This is a genomic window from Rhizobium sp. BE258 (genome assembly GCF_031457345.1).
In the GTDB taxonomy this organism is placed as follows: domain Bacteria; phylum Pseudomonadota; class Alphaproteobacteria; order Rhizobiales; family Rhizobiaceae; genus Rhizobium.
Map to the genome: position 1 here is coordinate 58,551 of NZ_JAVDWL010000011.1, position 19,573 is coordinate 78,123.

The following is a 19,573-nucleotide window of genomic DNA, read 5'->3' on the forward strand; positions in this document are numbered from 1 at the left end:
TATTCGGCTCATGCACGAGGATGTGGCGCGTCGCTGGACGATCGAGGCCCTGGCGCGGGAAGTCGGGATGTCGCGCTCGGCACTCACGTTGCGCTTCTCTCGGCGCGTGGGCCGGCCACCGCTCGACTACCTGACGCGGTGGCGCATGATCCTGGCTGAGCGGGAACTGGCTCGGGGACGCGGTGTTCCGGAAGTCGCCGCAGCTGTTGGCTATGCCTCCCAAAGCGCATTTGCCCACGCATTCAAGCGAACCATGGGGCATACACCACGGGGGAAGTGATCTCGTCTCTCATGCTGGCTGTTCGATCTATCACCAGAACGCTTCCATCATGGCTGGCCGGGCTGCCTTGCCAGGAGGTGCGACTGAGGAATCCAGATCGCCGAGGTCTCGTCGCCGAAGGGCACGGCGGTTCCCCCGAATGCGCATATCCCGACCCAGGCGCAGACCACGGCGTCGAGCATGTCCTCGAATGACTTCAACTGCCATGTCGGCGCATCGAGTGGAGGAAGCGGCAAGACGTCGGCGGCGCCCGGCATCCTTGCGTCAAGGCTGGCAACGATCACTCGCCAGGTTTCAAAAAGCCTGGTCCGCCGGCCGACGGCTGTGTCGTTCGGCCAGTAATCTCGGATCTTCCCGACCTTGTAGGGCAGTCGCCTTGCAGCGCCGGTCAGTTCGACCAGAGCCGGATGGGGATAAACCTCCAGAAGACCCGGCACAGCAAGATTTTTCGTCAGCAGTTTGTATCCGCACTCTTCGAAGCCGGCCCTCATATCGTCGCTGATCCTGCCAGGCCTGATCGAACTCGGTGTGTGGGTGCTGCAATGGCGCGCGCCATAGGCCTTCGAAACCAGGTTGTCCGAGACCCGGCGTTCCGCCATGGTCTGAATAGACAGGGGCATATCCACGGCGACAAGGTCGATCGGTGCTCTGGCGATCTGCTCCGCGGCTGCAAGAACACCCGCTGCCTCGGCGACCGAGCCGGACGGTCGGAGGCTCGGAATACGCTCTGCCGCGTGGTCGATCAGGTGACCGTAGGATGACCCGGCAAAGGTCACGCGCCACCCACTCGCCTCGGATGAAACGAGCGCGATACCGCTCGGCTGTGTTGCGGTCCAGGCTGCGTCGATACCGAGGATGGTTGTCATTGCTTCTCGTCTCACGCGCGCCGGAACCGATCGAATGCCGTGAGATGCCTGACCAGCGGGTCGGCATCCCATCGATAGATCTCCGTCCTCAGAAATTTGAGCTCGTCCTCCAGCCTTTCTTCCGGAAGTTCGATCCACCAGGATTTCGGGAGCGCGTCGGTGCCGTCGGACCAGCGGTAGCCGCGCGCCTTCAGATGATCCTTCATCTCGAACGGGGAATTTTCGCATGGATGCGGACCCGTGACCTCTGGCTGGCTTCGTAGAGCTCTGCAAACGGCGCCACGCTCACACCGGCTCGCGTCTGCCCGAGCACTTCGAGGAGCGCGAAACAATCATCGACCGCTCGATGCCCGTCGTGAAAATATCCCGACTGCCCGATCAGGTAACCGAGCTTGCTTCCTTCGAAGCCGCGTGCGGCCCAGTCGATTTCGGAGACCGAACAGGCCCAGGCCCTGTGCGTGAATATGGGCGAGAATGCCTCGCAGAAGGGCCGATCGAAACCCGCATTGTGGGCAACCACGAGGTCAGCCGGCTCGATAAGGGACCGGAGACAGGTGATGTCGATCATCTGTCCCGCGACCATGTCGTCAGTAATCCCGGTCAGGCGGGTGATATCGGCCGGGATTGGAACACTCGGCTGTTGAAGCCCGCCGTACACGCCGGTGACATCGCCGATCTCACCGGCATCGTTGAAGGTGAATGCGACAGCGCCGATTTCGATGATTTCGTCGCGGCGGTGATCGAGGCCGGTGGTTTCGGTATCGAGGATGACGCCCTTCCGAAAGAATCCTGGCCTTGAGTGCTCGACGACCGGCCGACGGGGAAGCCGTCGCAGTATGCGATAGTCGCCGGTCGCTTCCAGATCACGGGCCATCGCTTCGTGGTCAGGACCGTCCACGCTTTGTCCCCTTTCCGACATAGGTCGAAGTTTCGTGGGCTTGATGTTCACCGCCAAGCCAGGAGCTGCAAAGAAGTCCAACTGCGAAGTCATGGTATTCCGGTGTCAATCGCTACACGCCCACGCACAATCTGCAGCGGTTCGGGCGCGAGCAACGACCGGCGCGTCGGTTTGGATCGTGAAGCTTCAGAGGTCCGGTTGCCGCTTCCGGGATCTTTCGGTTCTGTGACACGCAGCGTTCACCAATTGAGGATTGACGGCCACTTTAATCATGGATATGTTTCATCCACGATTACGAGGTGCAACATGAAACTGAGCGAAGGCGTAGAGCAGGCCATCCATTGCACGGCATTCCTGGCGGGGCTGTCGGAAGACGGCGTCCTGTCGGCGGCCGCGCTCGCCGAACTGCACGGCATATCGACGAGCTACCTGCTGAAGCATCTGCAGGCGCTGTCCGGCGCGGGGATCGTCGCGACGACGCCAGGGCCGAAAGGCGGCTATCGGCTGGCCAGGGCGCCGAAGGACATCAGTCTCCTCGACATCGTTCTCGCAGTCGAAGGACCGGCGCCTGCTTTTCGCTGCGCCGAGATCCGCCAGCGTGGGCCGAACCCTTTGCCGCAGCGCTACTTCACCAAGCCCTGCCAGATCAACGCCGCAATGCTGAAAGCCGAGAAGGCTTATCGCGCAGAACTCGCCAAGGTGTCCGTCGCGGAGCTTCTGGCGGACCTCGGTGCAGACGACGACGGCGGTATCGCCGCCCGGGGATGCGCCTTCCTGGAACTCCACGAACGGAAGACTGGCAATCGCGCCTCGTCATAGGAGAAAGCAACATGAGCAAGTTGAAGAAAGTCGTCGTCATCGGCGGCACGGGCCTGATCGGCTCAAAGGCAGTGAAACTGCTGCGGGACGCCGGCCACGAAGCCGTCGCCGCAAGCTCCCGCAACGGCATCAACGCCTATACTGGAGAAGGACTGGCCGAGGCCCTTGCGGGCGCCGACGCCGTCATCGACGTGTCGAACATGATGTCCTTCGACAAAGCAGTCATCACCGACTTCTTCGACAAGTCGAGCCGCAATCTGACGAGCGCCGAACGGGCCGCGGACGTGCGCCATCACGTCGTCCTTTCCATTGTCAACGCCGATCAGCTCGCGGCCAATCCCTACATGGCCGGCAAGCTGGCGCAGGAGGAGACCGTCGCCGCATCCAGCCAGGCCTACACCATCGTCCGCGCGACGCAGTTCCATGAGTTCATCGAGACCCTTGCCGGCGCTTATGCGGCGGACGGCGCGGTGGAAGTGCCGGATATCGACTTCCAGCCGATCGCGGCCAACGACGTCGCCGCGGCCCTGGTTGAAGCAGCACTCGGCGAGGCGAAGAACGGATCCGTCGATCTTGCCGGGCCTGAACGGGGACCGTTCGAATCCTTCATCCGGACCTATCTCGATGCCAAGGGCGACGCTCGTCCGGTCAAAGCCGACGCGGCCGTCGACTACTTCGGCGCTCCCGTTGTCGCCGGCTCACTGGTTCCCAGCGGAGACTACATCAAGGGCGCGATCACGATCGCCGAGTGGCTCAGAACATAGGAGGGAAAGAATCATGAAGACCATCCTCTATGCCGCTACGGCACTTGCGGTCTCTCTGGCCACAGCTTCCGCTCACGACGTCGTCAAGCCTGGACTTGCGTTCGACACGAAGGACGCAAAGGTGACGCTGGTTTACGAGCATCCCCTCCCGGACGTTCCAGGCAAGAGCGTCAAGGGCGTGCTCGTCGAGTACGGCCCCGGCGGCTACAGTTCCGCTCATACGCATGCAAAATCCGCCTTGATCTATGCGACGGTTCTCGAAGGCGCCATCCTAAGCGCCGTGAACGGTGGCGAGACGAAGACCTTCTTCGCCGGTCAGAACTTCACCGAGCTGCCGGGCGACCGCCACGACGTCAGCGCTAACGCCAGCAAGACCGAGCCAGCGAAGCTGCTCGCTGTCTTCGTCGTCGACACCGATGACGACGCCCTGACGACGCCGCGCAAGCCGTAGCGCTAGCTACCAGACCTACCTCCTCAACTACTGCACAAGCAACGACGGCTTACCCGGCGAACGGAGAACCGTGTCCACGAGAAAGGAAAACGATATGACCCGCATGAACTGGTCCGAAGTCGCCCCCGAGGGTGCCAAGGCGCTCTTCGGCGTCCATCACTACGTCACCAAGAAAACGAACCTGCCTGAAGAGCTGATTCATCTCGTCTTCCTGCGCGTGTCGCAGATCAACGGCTGCGCCCATTGCATCGACATGCATAGTCGCGATCTGCGCAAGACGATGTCCGTCGATAAGATCACGCTTGTTCCGGTCTGGGACGAGGTGCCTCACCTGTTCAGCGAGCAGGAACGAGCAGCACTGGTTTGGGCTGAAGAAGTCACGAATGTCAGCCAGACCCACGCCTCGGACGAGGCCTATGCAGCAGCCGCGTCAGCCTTCGAACCGAAGGATCTCGTCGATCTGACGATCACGATCGCCGCGATGAACGCCTTCAACCGCTTGGGCGCGCCATTCCGGCTTCCGGTGGCGGCCAAGGCCTGATCAGCGTCCGGTCATCGCTCGACGAACACCCTGCCGGTCCGTCCAGGTCGACAGGGTGTTCCGCTCACAGAGGCAATCCCAGCATCCGTGTCGCCATCTCCCAGAGCCGGTCCGCGTTGTCCTCATCAACGGCGTATCTCGCCACGCCTTTGAAGGGTCCAGGTCCGCGCTCGTCAACGACCGAGGCCTCCTGGCAATCGTCGAAATATCTACCGGAAATGCCTTTGACGAACGGCGAACCCGCCAGCAGCACCGACGTGGCTGCCCCCTGCTCTGTTGTCTTGCGCAAATTCTCGGGGGTTCGCAGGCCTCCGGTGTGCTTCTGAAGCCCCGTGGCAATCGCTCCGGGATTGAGCGCGTTGGACGTTATCCCGTCGCTAACCCAGTTCTTGGTGATCCCAACGGACAGCAGGATGCAGGCTGTCTTCGACTGCCCATAAGCAAGCAGCGGATCGTATGGAATGAAGCGGAAGTCCGGATCGTCCCAGAACACGGGCGCGAACAGGTTGCCAGTCGAGGCGACGGAAACGACACGGGCACCATTTGCCTTGGCTAGATGCGGCCGCAGCGCTAGCGTCAGTGCGAAATGCCCCAGATAGTTTGTGGCGAACTGCATCTCCCGTCCTTCCGCAGTCCGCTGGATTTCCGGAATGGCCATGACGCCCGCATTGTTGACGAGGACGTGCAGAGGGTCGTTCCAGTTCTCAGCAAATTCCTGGACGGAAGAAAGATCGGAGAGGTCGAGCCGGCGAACACGCAGCCGAGCCTCGGGCATACTCTTTTTCAGCTCAGCGAGTGCCTTCTCGGCCTCGTCCGGACGCCGAGCTGCAATGGTTACGGCCGCGCCTGCGGCGGCAAGAGCTCGGCTCGTCTCCAGCCCGATGCCAGCTGCTCCTCCGGTTACGATGACGTTCCGGCCGGCAAGCTCGACGCCTTCCAGAACGTTGGCGGCCGTAGATGAAAATCCGAACGGTATAGGTAAAGTCATGGTCGTACTCCTTCAGTAATCGACTTGTCCCGAAGATAAGCACGTGGCATTCGTGAACTAGATGATTGAGACTACACGCAATGATGAGTTAATTCGTACAGTCGGCTTGCTCCCCCCTGGCGAGCTAGCGGCCTTCCTTGCCGTGGCTGAGCACAAAGGGTTTCGCGCCGCGTCCCGAGTTCTCGGCCAGACGCCGTCGGCACTAAGTCACGCAGTCGCCGGACTGGAGAGGCGTCTCAAGGTAAAGCTCTTCCACCGTTCGACGCGGAACGTATCGCTGACAGAGCCTGGGCGGAGACTTGCGGAGCGGCTCATGCCGGCGCTCAGCGAAATCGGACTCGCGGTCGAGGAACTGCACGAACAGGCCGCCTCGCCGTCCGGGCTTGTACGGATCAACTGTGATGCCAACGCCGCCGATCAGGTGCTGATGCCGCTGTTGACGCGCTTCATGAAGCTCAATCCTGCGGTGCGCTTCGAGATCAAATCCGAGGGCCGACTGGTCGACATCGCCGAGGGAGGCTTCGACTGCGGAGTCCGCGCGGCGGAACTCGTTCCCGGCGAGATGGTCGCAATCCCGATCGGCCCGGACCAGCAGCATATCGTCGTGGCGTCGCCTGCCTATCTCGACGGAGGGCCAACGGTAGAGAGTCCGTCGGATCTCAGCATGCACCAGTGCATCCAGCTTCGCATGGCGAGCGGGACGATCTATCGGTGGGAGTTTCAGCGTCGCGGCGAACATGTGGTCGTGGCGACGACCGGCAACCTCGTCGTCGACCAGTCCCGACTTCTTCTGGCCGCGGCTCTGGACGGCTGCGGTCTCGCCTACGTGACGCGGTGGATGGCGGCGGATGCACTCGCCGACGGGAGACTCCGGCAGGTGCTATCCGAGTGGACCCCGCCCTATCCTGGCCTTTGCCTGTACTACCCGAGACATCGCCACCTCGGTACGGGTGTGCGTGCGTTTCTCGACTTTCTGAGATCGCAGCCGTCGAATTCGAACTCTTGATGAGAATCGAACCGTCACACGAAAAGGCTCCACTTCAACCCCACCGCGGCGGTGTGCCGATATGGGCCTTGAGCGCTTCCGTAAACGCCCTGACCTTGGCAGACGGCACCTGGAGGGCACGTAGGAGATAGATGCCTGACGATCGCTCGTTCCATCGCTCGCCACGGAGTTTCAGCCGGATGAGATCACCTGCCTGCGTGGAGGGGCCCGAAACCCAGCTTGGCAAAAAGGCCACTCCCATTCCGGCGATCGCGGCGCTGTTTAGCGCTTCAAAATCATCGGACCGGAAAGCCACCTGCTTGCAGGCTTCGCCGGCGGGGCTTCCGAGAATGTCAGACCATCCGAGCAGATCATTGCCATGGAGCTTGTCGAGAAGGCGATGATGGCGGAGCGCAGTCTCGTCTTCCGGCTCGCCATGCTGTTGGACATAGCCACGGCTTGCAACGAGGATGCGGTCAAGCGGAGCAAGCTTCGTGGCAATCAGGGAGCTATCCGCAAGCTCCCCCATCCTCACCACCAGGTCGAGCCGTTCGGCCACGGGATCAGCCAGCCGCTCGGTAAGATCCAGCTCGACATGCAGGCCCGGGTGTTGATGGGATAGCGATGCGAGAACAGGAATAACATAGCGTTTTCCGAAAGTCGGGAAACAAGCGATCCGCAGCGTGCCGCTGACCGCACTATCGAAGGCGGCAACCTCGGCATGGGTATCGGCCAAATCATCGAGCAGGCGCTGGGCGCGTTCAAACAGGTGACGGCCCGCGTCCGTCAATGACAACGCCCGTGTCGAGCGAACAAGGAGAGTAACGCCCAGGTCCTGTTCGAGCGCATCGATCTGTCGAACGACAGCCGAAGGCGTGACAGCCCTCCGCCGAGAGGCAGCTGAGAAGCTCCCTGTGCGGACAACGTCAACGTAAACAGCAAGATGTTCAGCGAACCGTGGGTCTCTCATCTTTGCCTACAGCGCAAAACCGTTTCGACCATTCAGTTCGTTATCATCTGCGGGCATCCGGAGCATCTTCCTTCTCATCAACGGGCGGTCGCCCAACAAACAGAAGGAACACTCCAATGGTCAAGGTCCTAGACACAATTCTCTCCCAGTCCGCCTATTCCGCAGAGATCGACGTCCCGTTCGAAAAGATCGACATTGCCGACTGGCTCTTCACCCTGCCGGAAGTCGAATACCTGCGCTGCTGCCCGCCTGATCACATTGCAGCCGGCGTCACATGGACCGACGACGGTCGTCGCATGTCGATCAATGTTGAGCAGATCGGCTCGGGCCTCGTCGTGCAGCATTATGTGGCCGAGGTCGCCGAGCCTGCCTACTGCCGCATGAACTCGATCTCCGATGTGTTCACAGCCAATGGCCGGACTCAGGTCAATGTCGTTTGGGAACTGATTGCCGAGAAGATCGACGATGGCAGGACCCGCTATACCAACAAGGTTACCGCCCACCCGACGGATGTGTTCATGGCTTTCCTCAGCGAGCACAGCATCAAGTTCGAAGATGCTGCAGCAGCCCGTCAGGCCGCAGGCGGCGACCACAACAGTCGTGAAACCCCTCTCTTTGCTGCAAGCATCGCCCGCCGGGCCCTTTCCAAGTAAGGAGATATCCAAATGAAGGCGATCATCTTCGATGACTTCGGAGGCGCGGATGTTCTGCGCCTCGACGATGCACCCATGCCCGAATTGCGCCCAGACGATCTTCTGATCAAGGTCATGGCGGCTGGCGTCAACCGCGCCGACCTTCTTCAACGCGAAGGCGTCTATGGCTCGCAAAGCTACGGGGACAGCGCTATTCTCGGGCTGGAGGTCGCTGGCGAAGTCGTGGCCATTGGAGACACCGTTAGCGGTTTTGCTGTCGGAGACCGTGTCATGGGCATTGTTGGTGGGGGCGCATATGCCCAGTATGCGCGCGTCGATAGTGGAATGGCAGTTGTCATTCCGGCCGGCTTGTCCTTCATGGAGGCTGCCGCAGTCATGGAAAGCTTCGTCACAGGCTGGGAGGCTCTTGCCCATCTCGGACACGTCGCAAAAGGTAACACCGTCCTCGTTCATGCTGCAGCAGGCGGCATCGGATCGGCTGCCGTCCAGCTTGCAAGGACTGCCGGAGCCACTGTCCTGGCCACTGCTTCGGCAAGCAATATCGACAACGTGCTGTCACTTGGCGCCGATGCTGTTTTTGATTACAAGCGGGTGGATTTCGAGGCGGAAGTTGTCGATGCGACGGCGTCTCGCGGGGTCGATCTCATCATCGACTTTGTCGGCGGGTCCTACCTCGCTCGCAACATTCGTAGTCTTGCTCCCGGTGGTCGGCTTGTCCAAGTGGGCCTGTTGGGGCGGGATGACAACGCCATCATTCCGCTCGGGGCTTTTCTTCACAATCACTTGCAATTGCTTGGCACGGTCATGAAATCAAGATCGCGCTCAGAGAAGAGAGCAATGATCCGCCGGTTCAGGGACGATGTGTTGCCAATGATGGGCAAAGAACTTCAGCCCGTTGTCGGGGCACTGTATCCGCTCTCAGCGACATCGGATGCCCATCGCCGGATGGAAGCCGGCGGAGTGTTCGGCAAGATCGTTCTTGGCGATTTTCATGGGTGATGCCGGATACGTGAGCTCTTGGACTGAGTGGAACTCGCGAACTGTACCGCGATAAGCCAAAAGATTGACCGGCGGTGAGTTTTGCCCAGCAGACTTTTGCAGGATGAAAGATGCCGGCGTGGTGGACAGGGCCGCTGTCAACGGCCCTACCCCTGGAGCGCTGAATTTATAGCGTCCAGCCTCCGTCGATTGTCAGGCTCGATCCAGTCATGAAGGACGTGTCTGCACCCGTGAGATAGGACACCATTCCCGCAATTTCCCTGGGGTCGGCAACGCGCTTCAAAGGGCTGCGGTCAAACAACATCTCAATGGCGCCGGCGTTCATGTCAGTGTCCGTTGGACCAGGTTGGATGTTGTTGACGGTGATGCGCCGCGGAGCCAGATCAAGGGCCAAAGCGCTCGTGTGCCGATATGCGCTCAGCCTCAACGATTACCTACTGACAAGCCGGTCAACTGCTCCGAAAGCAGCAAGAGCCGTCCAGCAGCCTGTGGATCCATGGCCCATGGCGCCACGCCTTTGGTGCCATCCGTCTCCGCCTGCGGCAGGGCTACCTCGCAATCTTCGCAATACACACCGCCGATACCGTCGAGTTCGGGCCGCGTTGCTGCCCAGACGCTTGTTGCTGCCCCTTGTTCCGGCGTCTTGAGATCGCGCGATGGATCCACCCGGCGATTGCCATTCTCGTCATAGACATCGAAAGAATTGATCTCGTCTTCGCTCAGATGGCGGGCGAGATCAGTCAGGATGACGCCGGGGTGCAGCGAAAATGCCCGCACGCCAAGCGCGGCTCCGCGGCGATCAAGTTCCAGCGCGAACAGAGCATTTGCCGTCTTCGCCTGGCCATAGGCCCGCCACTTGTCATAGGGGCGCGTCTTGAAATCGATATCGTCGAAATCGACCTGGCCGATTTGATGCCCGCGCGACGACACCGAAATCACCCGCGCGCCGTCCGCCTTGACAAGAGCCGGCCACAGACCTGCAACCAGTCGGAAATGGCCGAGATGATTGGTGGCAAACTGGCTCTCGTGCCCAGCCTGATCCCTGGCAAGCGGCGTCGCCATGATGCCGGCGCTGTTGACCAGGATTGAGATCGGCATGCCCGCCACAACGATCCTGCCAGCAAAGGCGGCAACCGATGCGGGATCCGCAAGATCCATCGCTTCGATAACAACATTGTCGATACCGGCAAGTGTGCGTTCGGCCTTTTCGCGATTGCGGGCTGGTACGATGACACGAGCGCCGGCACCTGCGAGTGCCCGCGTCGTCTCAACGCCGAGACCGGAATAGCCGCCGGTGACAATCGCCGTCTTACCGGAAAGATCGACACCTACGGTGACCTCGCGTGCCGTGCTGGATGCGTTGAAACGAGATCCAATGGGTTTCTGTTCGGACATGTCGTTACTCCTTCATTTATGGCTCTGGTGCCCGCTCCCTATATCGGATAGACTTTCGGAGCCCCCAGCCTGTAGGATCCAGATTTCTGTCGTGATCGTCCAAAACATCCAGGATCCCCTGTCCGACGTGCTCAGCGCCATCGATGCGCGGGCGCTATTCTCTGTGCGATTTGCCGCCGGAGGCTCGTGGTCTGTTGCTTTTCCACCACCGGGCTACCTCAAATTCAACGCGATCCGCGAAGGTGGTGCCTGGCTCGTCTCGGAGGGAGAGGCGCCGTTGCGCATTGAAGCGGGCGATTGTCTTGTGGTCAGCGGCAAGGCGTTTACGCTTTGCAGCGATACCAATGTGAAGGCGGTTGCGGCGGCAGAGGTGTTCGCCGGGGGCAATCTCGATGTCTCTGTGGGCGATGGCCGGGATTTCGTGCTGCTCGGCGGCAGCGTCAACCTCGACACCGTCGACGGATCACTCCTCACCGACGCACTGCCGCCGGTCGTAGTTGTCGACCGCGAGGAGGCCGGACCGATTGGCTGGCTGCTCGAATATTTGGACCTGGAGTGGAACAGCGCAGCACCGGGCGCTCGCATCGCATGCAACGACCTGCTGCGGCTGGTGTTTATCCACGTTCTGCGTGCCTACATGGCGCGCCAGACATCGCAGCATCCCGGCTGGATCGCCGGCCTTGCGGATGCCCGCCTGGCGCCGGCACTGCGGGCAATACACGCCGATCCGTCGCACCGCTGGACGGTTGAGGCACTCGCGTCTCTTGCTGGCCAGTCCCGCTCCGGATTTGCCGAGAAATTTCGCACCACCGTCGGAGCATCCCCGATAGACTATCTCGTGGGCTGGCGGATGCGGCTTGCGGCGGCCCGGCTGCGGCGTGGCAACGAGCCACTGCCACGGATTGCACAGTCGCTCGGCTACTCTTCTGACAGCGCTTTTGCTGCCAGCTTCCGCCGCGCGCTTGGCCAATCACCCGCGCGTTACCGTAGTCTGTATCGCGACGCAATGCATGTTGGGACGGTCAACTCTTGACTGCCGCTTTGCCACTTGGCTGAACGAGTGCGCCGGGAGATGCAGAATTTCAGCAAGTCATCATTGTTTGCGACCGCTTTCAAATTGAACCCACTCCGCATCGTGCGCCTCGAACAGACTCGAACTATCGCCCCTCACATTCTAAGCTACTGAATTTACATTCGTAGATGCCAAGAACGAACTCTTCGATCTCGTCTTTCGCCACGCTCGTGCGTCGAACTTGGCAATGGCGTCGACTGCCGGCTTTCCTGAATATCCCCCAACCACAGTACGGAAGCCCAGTCCAGGGGAACGCCGTGGCGGCTGGTCAATTCCATCGCGATTTTCGCGGCGCTCTCTGATGACGAAAAGGAAAAGGTGGCGGAGACTTTGGTGAGGCGAGTGTTCGACAAGGATACCATGGTCGTATCGGAGGGCGAGATTTGCCACGGCCTGTTCATCGTGCGGACTGGCGTTGTCGTCGTCGAAAGGCAGCTTGCCGAGAAGGTGGTCGAACTCACCCGTCTTGCTCCGCATGACTGCTTTGGCGAACGAAGCATATTGTCGAGTTTGCCGGGAAACGGCGTCGAAGCGGACCCTGACACCAGTGGTCGCTTACGAGATACCCTCGGAACTCCTACGCCCGATCCTTGGCGATAAGCCGTGGTTACGGGATCAGTTGCGGGCCCTCTCCCATCGTCACACCGAGCATGATCACCACGTCATGGCCGAGTTGGTAAAGACTCCGAAGCAGCAGACATACTCCTTCGCTGACCGGATCAGGCACTTGTTCGATGCCTCGGAAGATTTGTGAGTGTAACATCTGAAGTCTGCCGGGGCTCGCCGCCATCCTGCTTCCGATTGGTTTGGTCGGGATGGGTTAGCCGGCGCGGTTCTCCTGGAAGAGAACGATGAAATTCTCTCAAAGTGGTGATGTCCGCCTTCCGCCCATCAACAGTACGCTAGCATTCACCCCAACGAACCTGAACGGCGGACGAGAGATTCAAGGGAAGAGCCGCCCTCACCTTTCGTGGTAGGCAAAGGCGAGGCTCGCAGTGTGTCCTAGACCGCGGTCTCGCAATGGAAGGTCATTATGCGGCATATCCTATCAACGATTGTCGGTCTCGTGATGATGTTAGCCGGAGCCTACACTTCGGTTTGCCTAATCCGTGAGAACAGCTTCTTTACAGCCTTAGCTTTCGGAATCCCGCCGCTGCTAATCACCTTTGCGGGCATCGTCTTAACCTGGGAAAACTTTAGCAGCTGGATGGGCTGGAGGCGGTCAGAAAGGCGCTGAACGTTTCCGCGAAGCTGCCAACTCGATGTGACGCGGGGTGCAACCTCACCCGAGCGGCCTTCGATATTCGCCAGACTCAAAGCGTCTGGCGCAGTCGACCTGGTTCGAAACACGAACACTGCTAGAATGCCGAACGGTTGTTGCACATGTTTGCTTCATGACGTTTACGCCCCTCAAGGCTGCCTATCGATCAACAAGTAACTCGTCAGTGGTGATGTTTTGATTATACTGCACGGCCGGGGTGACCGAAAACTTGTCGTTTACAAAAGCGTACTGAGCAATGAAGCCCCACTCTCCGAGATTGTCGTAAGCGTTACCGCCGTTCGCCCCTCGACCCAGTCCACTGGACCAAAGGATCGCGAAGTCGAATTTGCCTTGTCCGATATCGGTGCCGACCCGCGCGGTCACCGCACCTTCATCGTTGCCGCTATCATATCCTCCATACACGGCCCATGTGTACCCGCCGACCTTGCCACCGACGGAAGTGTCATATCCGAGACTGGTGCTGTAGTCGTCTGCGCCGGTGGTAAAAGGTCCCCCGAAGGACGTTCCAGTCCTAGCCGCGATTGCCAACACTCCACCAATCACAGCGAACGTGTCGCTAAATCCCATGATGAGTGCCTGACGCCGTACGACCCTTCCGATGGCGACGACGGCCTGAGCGGTTGCCTTCGCGTGGTCCGCGGCGATGTGGCGCGCCGGAACGACATTCATCCGGGCCAGATCCGTTTGTGGCGGCAATCATTCAGCTATGCCGATCGGCCAACGGGTTCCTCCCGGTGGAAATCACCGAGGACGTTGGCGTAAGCCAGCCGTCTACCGCAGCAACGAGGCCGGCGATCGTCGAGATCGTGCTTCGAAACGGTCGGAGCTTGAAGGTCCCGGTTGACGTTGAGTTGAAGCTGCTTGGCCCGCTCGTCGCTTGCGTGGAGGTGGCATGATCGGGCCATCGGGGAATGTGCGGGTCTACCTGGCCTGCGGAGTGACGGATATGCGGCGTGGCATCGATGGCCTATCGGCGCTGGTCGAAACGGCCGTGAAGGAGGCGCCGGGCTCGGGCGCGATCTTCGGCTTCCGCGGAAAGCGCGCTGACCGGATCAAGCTTCTCTGGTGGGACGGCCAGGGGTTCTGCCTATTCTACAAGATTTGGAGCGCGGGTACTTTCCCTGGCCGACAGCGAAAGAGGGTGTAGCGCACCTGACGCAGGCGCAACTTTCCATGCTCGTTGAGGGGATTGATTGGCGACGCCCGGCGTGGACGTCCGCTCCCGGCTGAACGGGATAAAAGCCATATTTTGCGGGGGCATCCAAGGCTTAACGCTGGCACGTCAGATGCAAATCGGCTAGCTTCGCGGGTATGGAAACAGCGCCGCTGGACAGTCAGGACGAGCTCACTGCTTTGCGCGCACTCGTCGCGGAACAGGCGGCGAAACTTGAAAGCCAGGAAGCCGAGGTCATCAAGCGAGACTCCATAATCGGGCTTCTTCGCGCGCAACTGAAACTTCTTCGACATCGGCAACATGGCGCGTCTTCGGAAAAGATCGACCGGAAGATCGAGCAGTTCGAGCTGATGCTGGAGGAGATCGAGGCCTCTCGTGCCGAAGCTGAACTACGCTCCGGGAAACCTCCTCTGCCGGAGTTGGACGACGCATCCGAGAAGCCGAAGCGCAAGCCTCTACCCGATGATCTCACCACCGGAGAACTGGTCTATCCGGCTCCGTGCAATTGCCCGACCTGCGGTGGCATTTCGTTCCTGAAGGCTGCCGACAGAGTGGTCCAGGTGCTGGAGCACGTGCCGGCGTCAGTTAAGATTGTCCGGCATGTCGAAAAGAGCATGATCTGCAGGGAATGCAATACGATAGTGGCTGGCGAGATGCCAACCTTGGCGATCGAGCGCGGCAAACCCGGACCGGGGCTGCTCGCCCATATCATGATCACAAAATTCGACGATCATATCCCCCTCTACCGCCTGTCCGAGATGTACGATCGATTGGGGATAGACATCTCCCGATCCGTTATGGCCAACTTGGTCGGCCGCGTATCCGCTTTGCTGGCGCCTCTCGTCATGGCTATCAGGGCCCATATCGCCGCGCTTGACCGAATACATACGGACGATACCCCCGTCGATGTTCTCGACCCTGGGCGGGGCAAGACAAAACCGGCAGAGTCTGGGTTTACGTCTTCGACGGCAGTGGCTATCGAGCCACCACTCCCGCAGCCATTGCCTACTACTATAGCCCGGACCGCAAGGGCGCGCATCCGGCTGACCACCTCGCCACCTTCAGCGGCGTCATGCATGCCGACGGCTATGGCGGGTACAAGAAACTCTACGGCAACCAGATCATTGAAGCCGCCTGCATGGCGCATGTGCGCCGCAAGTTCCATGATGTGATCAAGCTGAAGCCTTCTCCGATCGCTGAGGAGGCACTGTCGCGCATCGGCGCTCTCTACGATATTGAGAACCGTATCCGAGGCATGTCGGCTGACGAGCGGCGCACCTTGCGCCAACACCATGCCCGGCCCATTCTGCACGAGCTCAAGGCCTGAATCGAGGCGACACTCTCAACTTTGCCACAGAAGCAGAGGCTGGCCGAGGCGATGCGATACGCCCTGTCTCGATGGGCGGTTTTGAGCGTCTATTTCGATGATGGTCGGGTCGAGATCGATAACAACATTGCTGAACGAGCAATGAGACCGCTTGGAATCGGCAGGAAGAACTGGCTGTTTGCCGGCTCGGACAAGGGCGGTGAGCGCATCGCCAACATCCTGACCATCATCGAAACGGTCAAACTGCACGGCCATAATCCGGAGGGGTATTTGACAGATGTCCTCACCCGGATCCAGGATCATCCAAAGGATCGAATTGAAGACCTGCTGCCCTGGAATTGGACGCCAGCAACCGCTCCATACAAGGCCGCCTGATGGCACGCTCGGTTCATCTACACACTCAGCCAAGTCGCCGGCATGATCGGCGAGAACCTCGAACTGATCGAAGAATTGACCGCAAACTCGGACAACATCTCCGAGGGCGAACTGGTTTACGTTAGCGGCGGCACTGAAGATGGCACGAAGGGCCTGACCGAGAATGGCATCGAAGAACTGCAAAGCCTACTCGCTGACATCAGGACGTGGGATGGCGGTATCCGCGAGTTCCTCATCGACACACAGTGCGATCCTGAAATAATCGACCGCATCATGGCCGATGAGATGAAACGCGGCCTATAGCTTCCATCTCTCGACACCCGAAAATGCGCTCGCCGGACGCTCACCCTGGGCCCATCTTTTCGGTGAATATCGGGCTACGCCGGGTCAGTTCTCATGTTTAGATGCCCCTTTCGATGTAGGGACTCTTCTACCGCCGGAGCGAGTGATCGGGTGCGTAAATGTTTTAGACTTCCTGTTGCGGCCATGACATGCCGCAGGTCGGTATGGCGATACTCGGATTGGATTCCGTATCAAAAGAACGAGCTCGGAGCTCCCTGAGAACTACTGGTTTGTCCAATCCCGATCTGTTCGATTACTTGCCGATACGGATCATGTCCTCCTCACATCCCCGGCCCTCCAATTAGAACTTCTACTCTCACGAGACCGCTCCGTTTGGATCTCGGTATTCTTGATTGCGCGCGAGCATTGCCCAGACGATCCGCGATAGCTTGTTTGCCATCGCGACCGCCACCAGCATGCGCGGCTTTCGGACCAGCATATTCGAGAGCCAGGAACCCGGTCTTCCACCGCCTGGTCTCTTCCAATGCACAACAGACATCGCGCCTATAATCAAAAGCCTTCTTATATCTCGTTGGCCCATCTTCGAGGTGCGGCCAAGCTTATGCTTGCATCCGCTCGAGACTGTCGCGGGACAAGGCTAAGCCAGACTGCAAAATCGCGACCACTTCGGAATGCTTCCATAGGCGGCGCGAACGCCATGATTGCCATCGCGCAGATCGGCCCGATCTCAGGCACTTTCTGCAGCCGTCGAACGATGTCGCTTTGTTTCGCCTCCGCCGCACGACGATCGATCTGATCAATCTCTTCGTGCAAATGCGTGATCTGACCGAAATAGAGACGTCCCATGGTCCTTATCAACCCTCTTCTTCAACGACCTATCGAAAGGATGAAGAGCTGGGGACACGCGAAAGCGGACTTCAAATTTCGACCCATTGCGCCACCCCGCTTTCGCGCGCCATCGCCAAGACGGCATTAGCAACGGCAATATCTTGGGTGCCGACGCCTGTACCGTCAAATATTGTCAACTCCGAGCGAGGTCTTTGTTGATCGCTGACGATAAGGTCGCCGAGTCGTCGTATCGACGCGCGCTTGGCGCTATCGTCAACATCAAGATGCTGGAACTCACCAATGGTCAGAGACTGCGCGACACTATCGCTAAACAGATCTGCTCTGCTGAGCAGCCCCGGGTCAAGTTCTTGCTTTCCCCTCGTGTCGGTCCCCATAGCAGCGATGTGCGTCGGCCCCTTCACGTGCTGATCGAGAAGCAATGGCTCGAAAGCTGAGGCAATCGTGATAATGACATCCGCCTCCCTGCCGAGCCCATCAAGTTCCAGGCTTTCAAAGCGGACTCCCAGTTCCTCAGTAGCGACTCTCAGATTTTCCAGTCGTCCGGGGGTCCTGTTCCATCCTACTACTCGCTCAAATCCGCCGAGCGCCAACGCCGCTCGTATTTGAAACACCGCCTGGTGTCCTGCTCCGATAATTCCCAAGGTACTTGATCCCTTAGGGCGCAAGTGCTTGATGGACACTGCCGATGCGGCTGCTGTACGCAGCGCCGTGAGCAGGTTAGCACCAATCGCCGCCTCGACGCGCCCGGTCTGGGGATCAAAAAGGAAGGTGGTCGATTGATGGTTGGAAAGGCCCTTCTTTGTGTTTTCTGGCCAGTAACCGCCTGCCTTTAAACCCAGAACCATGGCGGATTTGTCGAAGGCGCCCTTAAACCCAAATAGCGCGCTTGCAACGCCAAGCGACTCCCGTACGACAGGAAAGCTATCTGCTGCACCTTTTCCCATTGAAGCGAAAACCCCCTCGACGGCGCGGAGCGCCGCCTGAGAGTCTAGTAGCTTAGGAATGTCTTTTTCAGCAACGATCCACATTACTGTGATTGCCTCACACGACCGACGTCCAACGCAATGGCATCGATCTCAATCTTAAAGCCATGATGGAGCTCAGGTACAGGCGCAACACTTCGCGCGGGGCGATGAGTGCCAAACAGTTCGGCAAACTGCCTGTTGAATGTCGGCCAATTCTCGACATCTACGATGTAAGCATTGACCTTCACCACGTCAGTAATTTCGGCCCCGGCCTCCTGAAGAATGGCTTCCAAGCTTGAGAGGACCCGCCTAGCTTGCTCATCGAAATCGATCGTTGGATCGATTTCGCCATTCTTCGCAACTGGCAGAAGCCCAGAAATGTGAACCAGCCCGGCTGCCATGACAGCCTGGGAATAATGTCCAAGCGGGGCCGGCGCTCCTTCAGTTTTGATAGGTATGATTCCAGTCATCGCGGTCTCCTCACAAAACCATGCCGCGGGCGGTCACCGGCCAAATTGCTTCAACGCGCCCGTTGCGGACGCCGATATACCAATCGTAGACATTGACCGTCGGATCGCAGTGGCTCGGGATTAGCTTCAGTTTGTCGTTGAGACGAAGAACGTTCCCTGGGTCGCTTATCACCCCATGTTCATCCGAGCATTTGACATATTCGATATCAGTTCTGCCAAAGATCACAGGCATACCACTGTCGACGCTCTGAGCTTTCAGGCCAGCGTCGCAGATCGCTTTGTCCGTCTTTGTCTTGCTCATCACGCTTGTGTAGATGAACAGGCTATTTTCGAAAGAGCTCAAGAACTCGCCTTTTTCGTCACGGACGCGCTGATAGTCAGCGTCCATGAAAATGTAGGAGCCGCATTGCAATTCATTGTAAACGCCGCTGGTGCCTTCCATTTCAAAGGTTCCGGTTCCAGCGCCGGCAACGATATCGCATTTCAGGCGGGCGTCCTTAAGAAGCGCGATCGTATCAGCTGTCATCTTGACGGCCCCTTCGATCAAGGCCTTGCGTTCCGCGTGGTCGTAGACGTGTTGAGCACGGCCCTGGTACGCTTGGAGACCGGCAAACTTAAGACCGGGAGCCGCGTCGATCTTTTTTGCAATTTCAACCGCGGCAGTACCTGGCGTAACTCCACAGCGACCGGCGCCAACGTCAATTTCGACTAAGCACTCAATCTGAGAGCCGTAGTCTACCGCTCCTGCTGACAGGTCATCCACATTGGAGAGATCGTCCACGCATACAAGCACCCGTGCACGCTTTGCCATTGCGGCAAGGCGTGCAATCTTATTGCGAGCTACGACCTGGTTCGATACCAACACGTCGCGAACACCTGCGTTTACGAGCGCTTCGGCTTCACTTACTTTCTGGCAGCAAACGCCACATGCCCCCCCCACCTCGATCTGGTAGGCAGCGATGTCAGAGGACTTATGGGTCTTGGCATGGGCACGATGCCGAAGGCCATTGTCCTTCATGAATTGACCCATCTTTTTTACATTGCGCTCGAACGCGTCGAGGTCAACGATCAGGCTCGGCGTGTCGATGTCCTCGATACGCGTACCGATCAGTGCTGGCAAAGTGTGTGTCATTTTTAACTCCTTTAT

General features: G+C 59.2%; 19 protein-coding genes and 5 pseudogenes. 12 read left to right on the plus strand and 12 right to left on the minus strand.

Annotated features, from left to right (window positions below):
* The first annotated feature begins 10 nt into the window (after positions 1-10).
* Entirely contained in the window at positions 11-280 is a 270-nt protein-coding gene (locus J2X43_RS31205; RefSeq protein ID WP_405049659.1) for a helix-turn-helix transcriptional regulator, read from the plus strand.
* Between the two features lie 47 nt (positions 281-327).
* On the opposite strand, the gene J2X43_RS29240 is transcribed toward J2X43_RS31205, so the two are convergent.
* Entirely contained in the window at positions 328-1,146 is an 819-nt protein-coding gene (locus tag J2X43_RS29240) for a DUF429 domain-containing protein (RefSeq protein ID WP_310300946.1), read from the minus strand.
* An 11-nt stretch (positions 1,147-1,157) separates the two neighbouring features.
* Positions 1,158-2,137: pseudogene (locus J2X43_RS29245) on the minus strand (3'-5' exonuclease).
* Between the two features lie 213 nt (positions 2,138-2,350).
* Between J2X43_RS29245 and J2X43_RS29250 the strand changes: the two are divergent.
* The 4 genes from J2X43_RS29250 (at position 2,351) to J2X43_RS29265 (ending at position 4,619) form a co-directional block, all read left to right on the plus strand.
* Entirely contained in the window at positions 2,351-2,863 is a 513-nt protein-coding gene (locus tag J2X43_RS29250) for an Rrf2 family transcriptional regulator (protein WP_310300947.1), read from the plus strand.
* Positions 2,864-2,874: 11 nt separating this feature from the next.
* Complete coding sequence (locus J2X43_RS29255; RefSeq protein WP_310300950.1) at positions 2,875-3,627, plus strand: NAD(P)H-binding protein; 753 nt, start codon at positions 2,875-2,877, stop codon at positions 3,625-3,627.
* A gap of 13 nt (positions 3,628-3,640) precedes the next feature.
* Positions 3,641-4,078 carry a cupin domain-containing protein gene (locus J2X43_RS29260; RefSeq protein ID WP_310300952.1) on the plus strand — a complete coding sequence of 146 codons (438 nt, stop codon included), beginning with the start codon at positions 3,641-3,643 and terminating at the stop codon, positions 4,076-4,078.
* A gap of 94 nt (positions 4,079-4,172) precedes the next feature.
* Positions 4,173-4,619, plus strand: a complete 447-nt coding sequence (locus J2X43_RS29265) for a carboxymuconolactone decarboxylase family protein (RefSeq protein WP_310300955.1) — start codon at positions 4,173-4,175, stop codon at positions 4,617-4,619.
* Between the two features lie 64 nt (positions 4,620-4,683).
* On the opposite strand, the gene J2X43_RS29270 is transcribed toward J2X43_RS29265, so the two are convergent.
* Entirely contained in the window at positions 4,684-5,607 is a 924-nt protein-coding gene (locus tag J2X43_RS29270) for an SDR family NAD(P)-dependent oxidoreductase (RefSeq protein ID WP_310300958.1), read from the minus strand.
* Positions 5,608-5,668: 61 nt separating this feature from the next.
* On the opposite strand from J2X43_RS29270, the gene J2X43_RS29275 reads away from it, so the two are divergent.
* Positions 5,669-6,613, plus strand: a complete 945-nt coding sequence (locus J2X43_RS29275) for a LysR family transcriptional regulator (protein ID WP_310300961.1) — start codon at positions 5,669-5,671, stop codon at positions 6,611-6,613.
* Between the two features lie 34 nt (positions 6,614-6,647).
* Here the strand turns inward: J2X43_RS29275 and J2X43_RS29280 are convergent, their stop codons facing one another.
* A complete protein-coding gene (locus J2X43_RS29280) occupies positions 6,648-7,562 on the minus strand; it encodes a LysR family transcriptional regulator (RefSeq protein ID WP_310300964.1) in 915 nt (304 codons plus the stop codon).
* Between the two features lie 116 nt (positions 7,563-7,678).
* Between J2X43_RS29280 and J2X43_RS29285 the strand changes: the two genes are divergently transcribed.
* Together J2X43_RS29285 and J2X43_RS29290 are read left to right on the plus strand one after the other, a co-directional pair.
* On the plus strand, positions 7,679-8,215 hold the full coding sequence (locus tag J2X43_RS29285; protein ID WP_310300967.1) for a hypothetical protein: 537 nt from the start codon (positions 7,679-7,681) through the stop codon (positions 8,213-8,215).
* Positions 8,216-8,227: 12 nt separating this feature from the next.
* Positions 8,228-9,214: an NAD(P)H-quinone oxidoreductase gene (locus tag J2X43_RS29290; protein ID WP_310300969.1), complete on the plus strand. Its 987-nt coding sequence runs from the start codon at positions 8,228-8,230 to the stop codon at positions 9,212-9,214.
* Between the two features lie 166 nt (positions 9,215-9,380).
* On the opposite strand, the gene J2X43_RS29295 is transcribed toward J2X43_RS29290, so the two are convergent.
* Complete coding sequence (locus tag J2X43_RS29295) at positions 9,381-9,641, minus strand: SDR family oxidoreductase (protein ID WP_310300972.1); 261 nt, start codon at positions 9,639-9,641, stop codon at positions 9,381-9,383.
* The gene (locus J2X43_RS29300; protein WP_310300976.1) at positions 9,638-10,609 is read right to left on the minus strand and encodes an oxidoreductase; all 972 of its coding nucleotides are present in this window, start codon (positions 10,607-10,609) and stop codon (positions 9,638-9,640) included. Before J2X43_RS29300 ends, J2X43_RS29295 begins: the two co-directional genes overlap by 4 nt.
* 91 nt (positions 10,610-10,700) lie before the next feature.
* Between J2X43_RS29300 and J2X43_RS29305 the strand changes: the two genes are divergently transcribed.
* Positions 10,701-11,642: an AraC family transcriptional regulator gene (locus J2X43_RS29305; RefSeq protein WP_310300979.1), complete on the plus strand. Its 942-nt coding sequence runs from the start codon at positions 10,701-10,703 to the stop codon at positions 11,640-11,642.
* A 381-nt stretch (positions 11,643-12,023) separates the two neighbouring features.
* Entirely contained in the window at positions 12,024-12,281 is a 258-nt protein-coding gene (locus J2X43_RS29310; protein WP_310300982.1) for a cyclic nucleotide-binding domain-containing protein, read from the plus strand.
* A gap of 820 nt (positions 12,282-13,101) precedes the next feature.
* Here the strand turns inward: J2X43_RS29310 and J2X43_RS29315 are convergent.
* Positions 13,102-13,632, minus strand: coding sequence for a porin (locus tag J2X43_RS29315; protein WP_310300984.1), 531 nt, complete (start codon positions 13,630-13,632; stop codon positions 13,102-13,104).
* 277 nt (positions 13,633-13,909) lie between these two features.
* On the opposite strand from J2X43_RS29315, the pseudogene tnpB reads away from it, so the two are divergent.
* Together tnpB and tnpC are read left to right on the plus strand one after the other, a co-directional pair.
* A pseudogene (gene tnpB / locus J2X43_RS29320) lies at positions 13,910-14,193 on the plus strand (IS66 family insertion sequence element accessory protein TnpB).
* An 81-nt stretch (positions 14,194-14,274) separates the two neighbouring features.
* Positions 14,275-15,839 (plus strand): annotated as a pseudogene (gene tnpC / locus J2X43_RS29325) (IS66 family transposase).
* Between the two features lie 182 nt (positions 15,840-16,021).
* On the opposite strand, the pseudogene J2X43_RS29330 reads toward tnpC, so the two are convergent.
* From J2X43_RS29330 to J2X43_RS29350, 5 genes and pseudogenes are all read right to left on the minus strand, one after another.
* Positions 16,022-16,186 (minus strand): annotated as a pseudogene (locus tag J2X43_RS29330) (IS5/IS1182 family transposase); the annotation flags it as partial.
* A 311-nt stretch (positions 16,187-16,497) separates the two neighbouring features.
* A pseudogene (locus tag J2X43_RS31210) lies at positions 16,498-16,988 on the minus strand (transposase).
* A 71-nt stretch (positions 16,989-17,059) separates the two neighbouring features.
* Positions 17,060-18,019, minus strand: coding sequence for an ornithine cyclodeaminase family protein (locus J2X43_RS29340; RefSeq protein ID WP_310300990.1), 960 nt, complete (start codon positions 18,017-18,019; stop codon positions 17,060-17,062).
* A complete protein-coding gene (locus J2X43_RS29345; protein WP_310300994.1) occupies positions 18,019-18,426 on the minus strand; it encodes a RidA family protein in 408 nt (135 codons plus the stop codon). Before J2X43_RS29345 ends, J2X43_RS29340 begins: the two co-directional genes overlap by 1 nt.
* Positions 18,427-18,436: 10 nt before the next feature.
* Positions 18,437-19,558 (minus strand): DSD1 family PLP-dependent enzyme, encoded by a 1,122-nt coding sequence (locus tag J2X43_RS29350; RefSeq protein WP_310300997.1) that lies wholly within the window; start codon positions 19,556-19,558, stop codon positions 18,437-18,439.
* Positions 19,559-19,573 lie beyond the last annotated feature (15 nt).

Bases quoted from the DNA above. Each gene is read 5' to 3' on its own strand.
- J2X43_RS29265 (WP_310300955.1), top strand. From the start codon at position 4,173: ATGACCCGCATGAACTGGTCCGAAGTCGCCCCCGAGGGTGCCAAGGCG.
- J2X43_RS29275 (WP_310300961.1), top strand. From the start codon at position 5,669: ATGATTGAGACTACACGCAATGATGAGTTAATTCGTACAGTCGGCTTG.
- J2X43_RS29315 (WP_310300984.1), bottom strand. From the start codon at position 13,632: ATGAATGTCGTTCCGGCGCGCCACATCGCCGCGGACCACGCGAAGGCA.
- J2X43_RS29340 (WP_310300990.1), bottom strand. From the start codon at position 18,019: ATGTGGATCGTTGCTGAAAAAGACATTCCTAAGCTACTAGACTCTCAG.
- J2X43_RS29255 (WP_310300950.1), top strand. From the start codon at position 2,875: ATGAGCAAGTTGAAGAAAGTCGTCGTCATCGGCGGCACGGGCCTGATC.
- J2X43_RS29240 (WP_310300946.1), bottom strand. From the start codon at position 1,146: ATGACAACCATCCTCGGTATCGACGCAGCCTGGACCGCAACACAGCCG.
- J2X43_RS29350 (WP_310300997.1), bottom strand. From the start codon at position 19,558: ATGACACACACTTTGCCAGCACTGATCGGTACGCGTATCGAGGACATC.
- J2X43_RS29345 (WP_310300994.1), bottom strand. From the start codon at position 18,426: ATGACTGGAATCATACCTATCAAAACTGAAGGAGCGCCGGCCCCGCTT.
- J2X43_RS29300 (WP_310300976.1), bottom strand. From the start codon at position 10,609: ATGTCCGAACAGAAACCCATTGGATCTCGTTTCAACGCATCCAGCACG.
- J2X43_RS29290 (WP_310300969.1), top strand. From the start codon at position 8,228: ATGAAGGCGATCATCTTCGATGACTTCGGAGGCGCGGATGTTCTGCGC.
- J2X43_RS29260 (WP_310300952.1), top strand. From the start codon at position 3,641: ATGAAGACCATCCTCTATGCCGCTACGGCACTTGCGGTCTCTCTGGCC.
- J2X43_RS29285 (WP_310300967.1), top strand. From the start codon at position 7,679: ATGGTCAAGGTCCTAGACACAATTCTCTCCCAGTCCGCCTATTCCGCA.
- J2X43_RS29280 (WP_310300964.1), bottom strand. From the start codon at position 7,562: ATGAGAGACCCACGGTTCGCTGAACATCTTGCTGTTTACGTTGACGTT.
- J2X43_RS29250 (WP_310300947.1), top strand. From the start codon at position 2,351: ATGAAACTGAGCGAAGGCGTAGAGCAGGCCATCCATTGCACGGCATTC.
- J2X43_RS31205 (WP_405049659.1), top strand. From the start codon at position 11: ATGCACGAGGATGTGGCGCGTCGCTGGACGATCGAGGCCCTGGCGCGG.
- J2X43_RS29270 (WP_310300958.1), bottom strand. From the start codon at position 5,607: ATGACTTTACCTATACCGTTCGGATTTTCATCTACGGCCGCCAACGTT.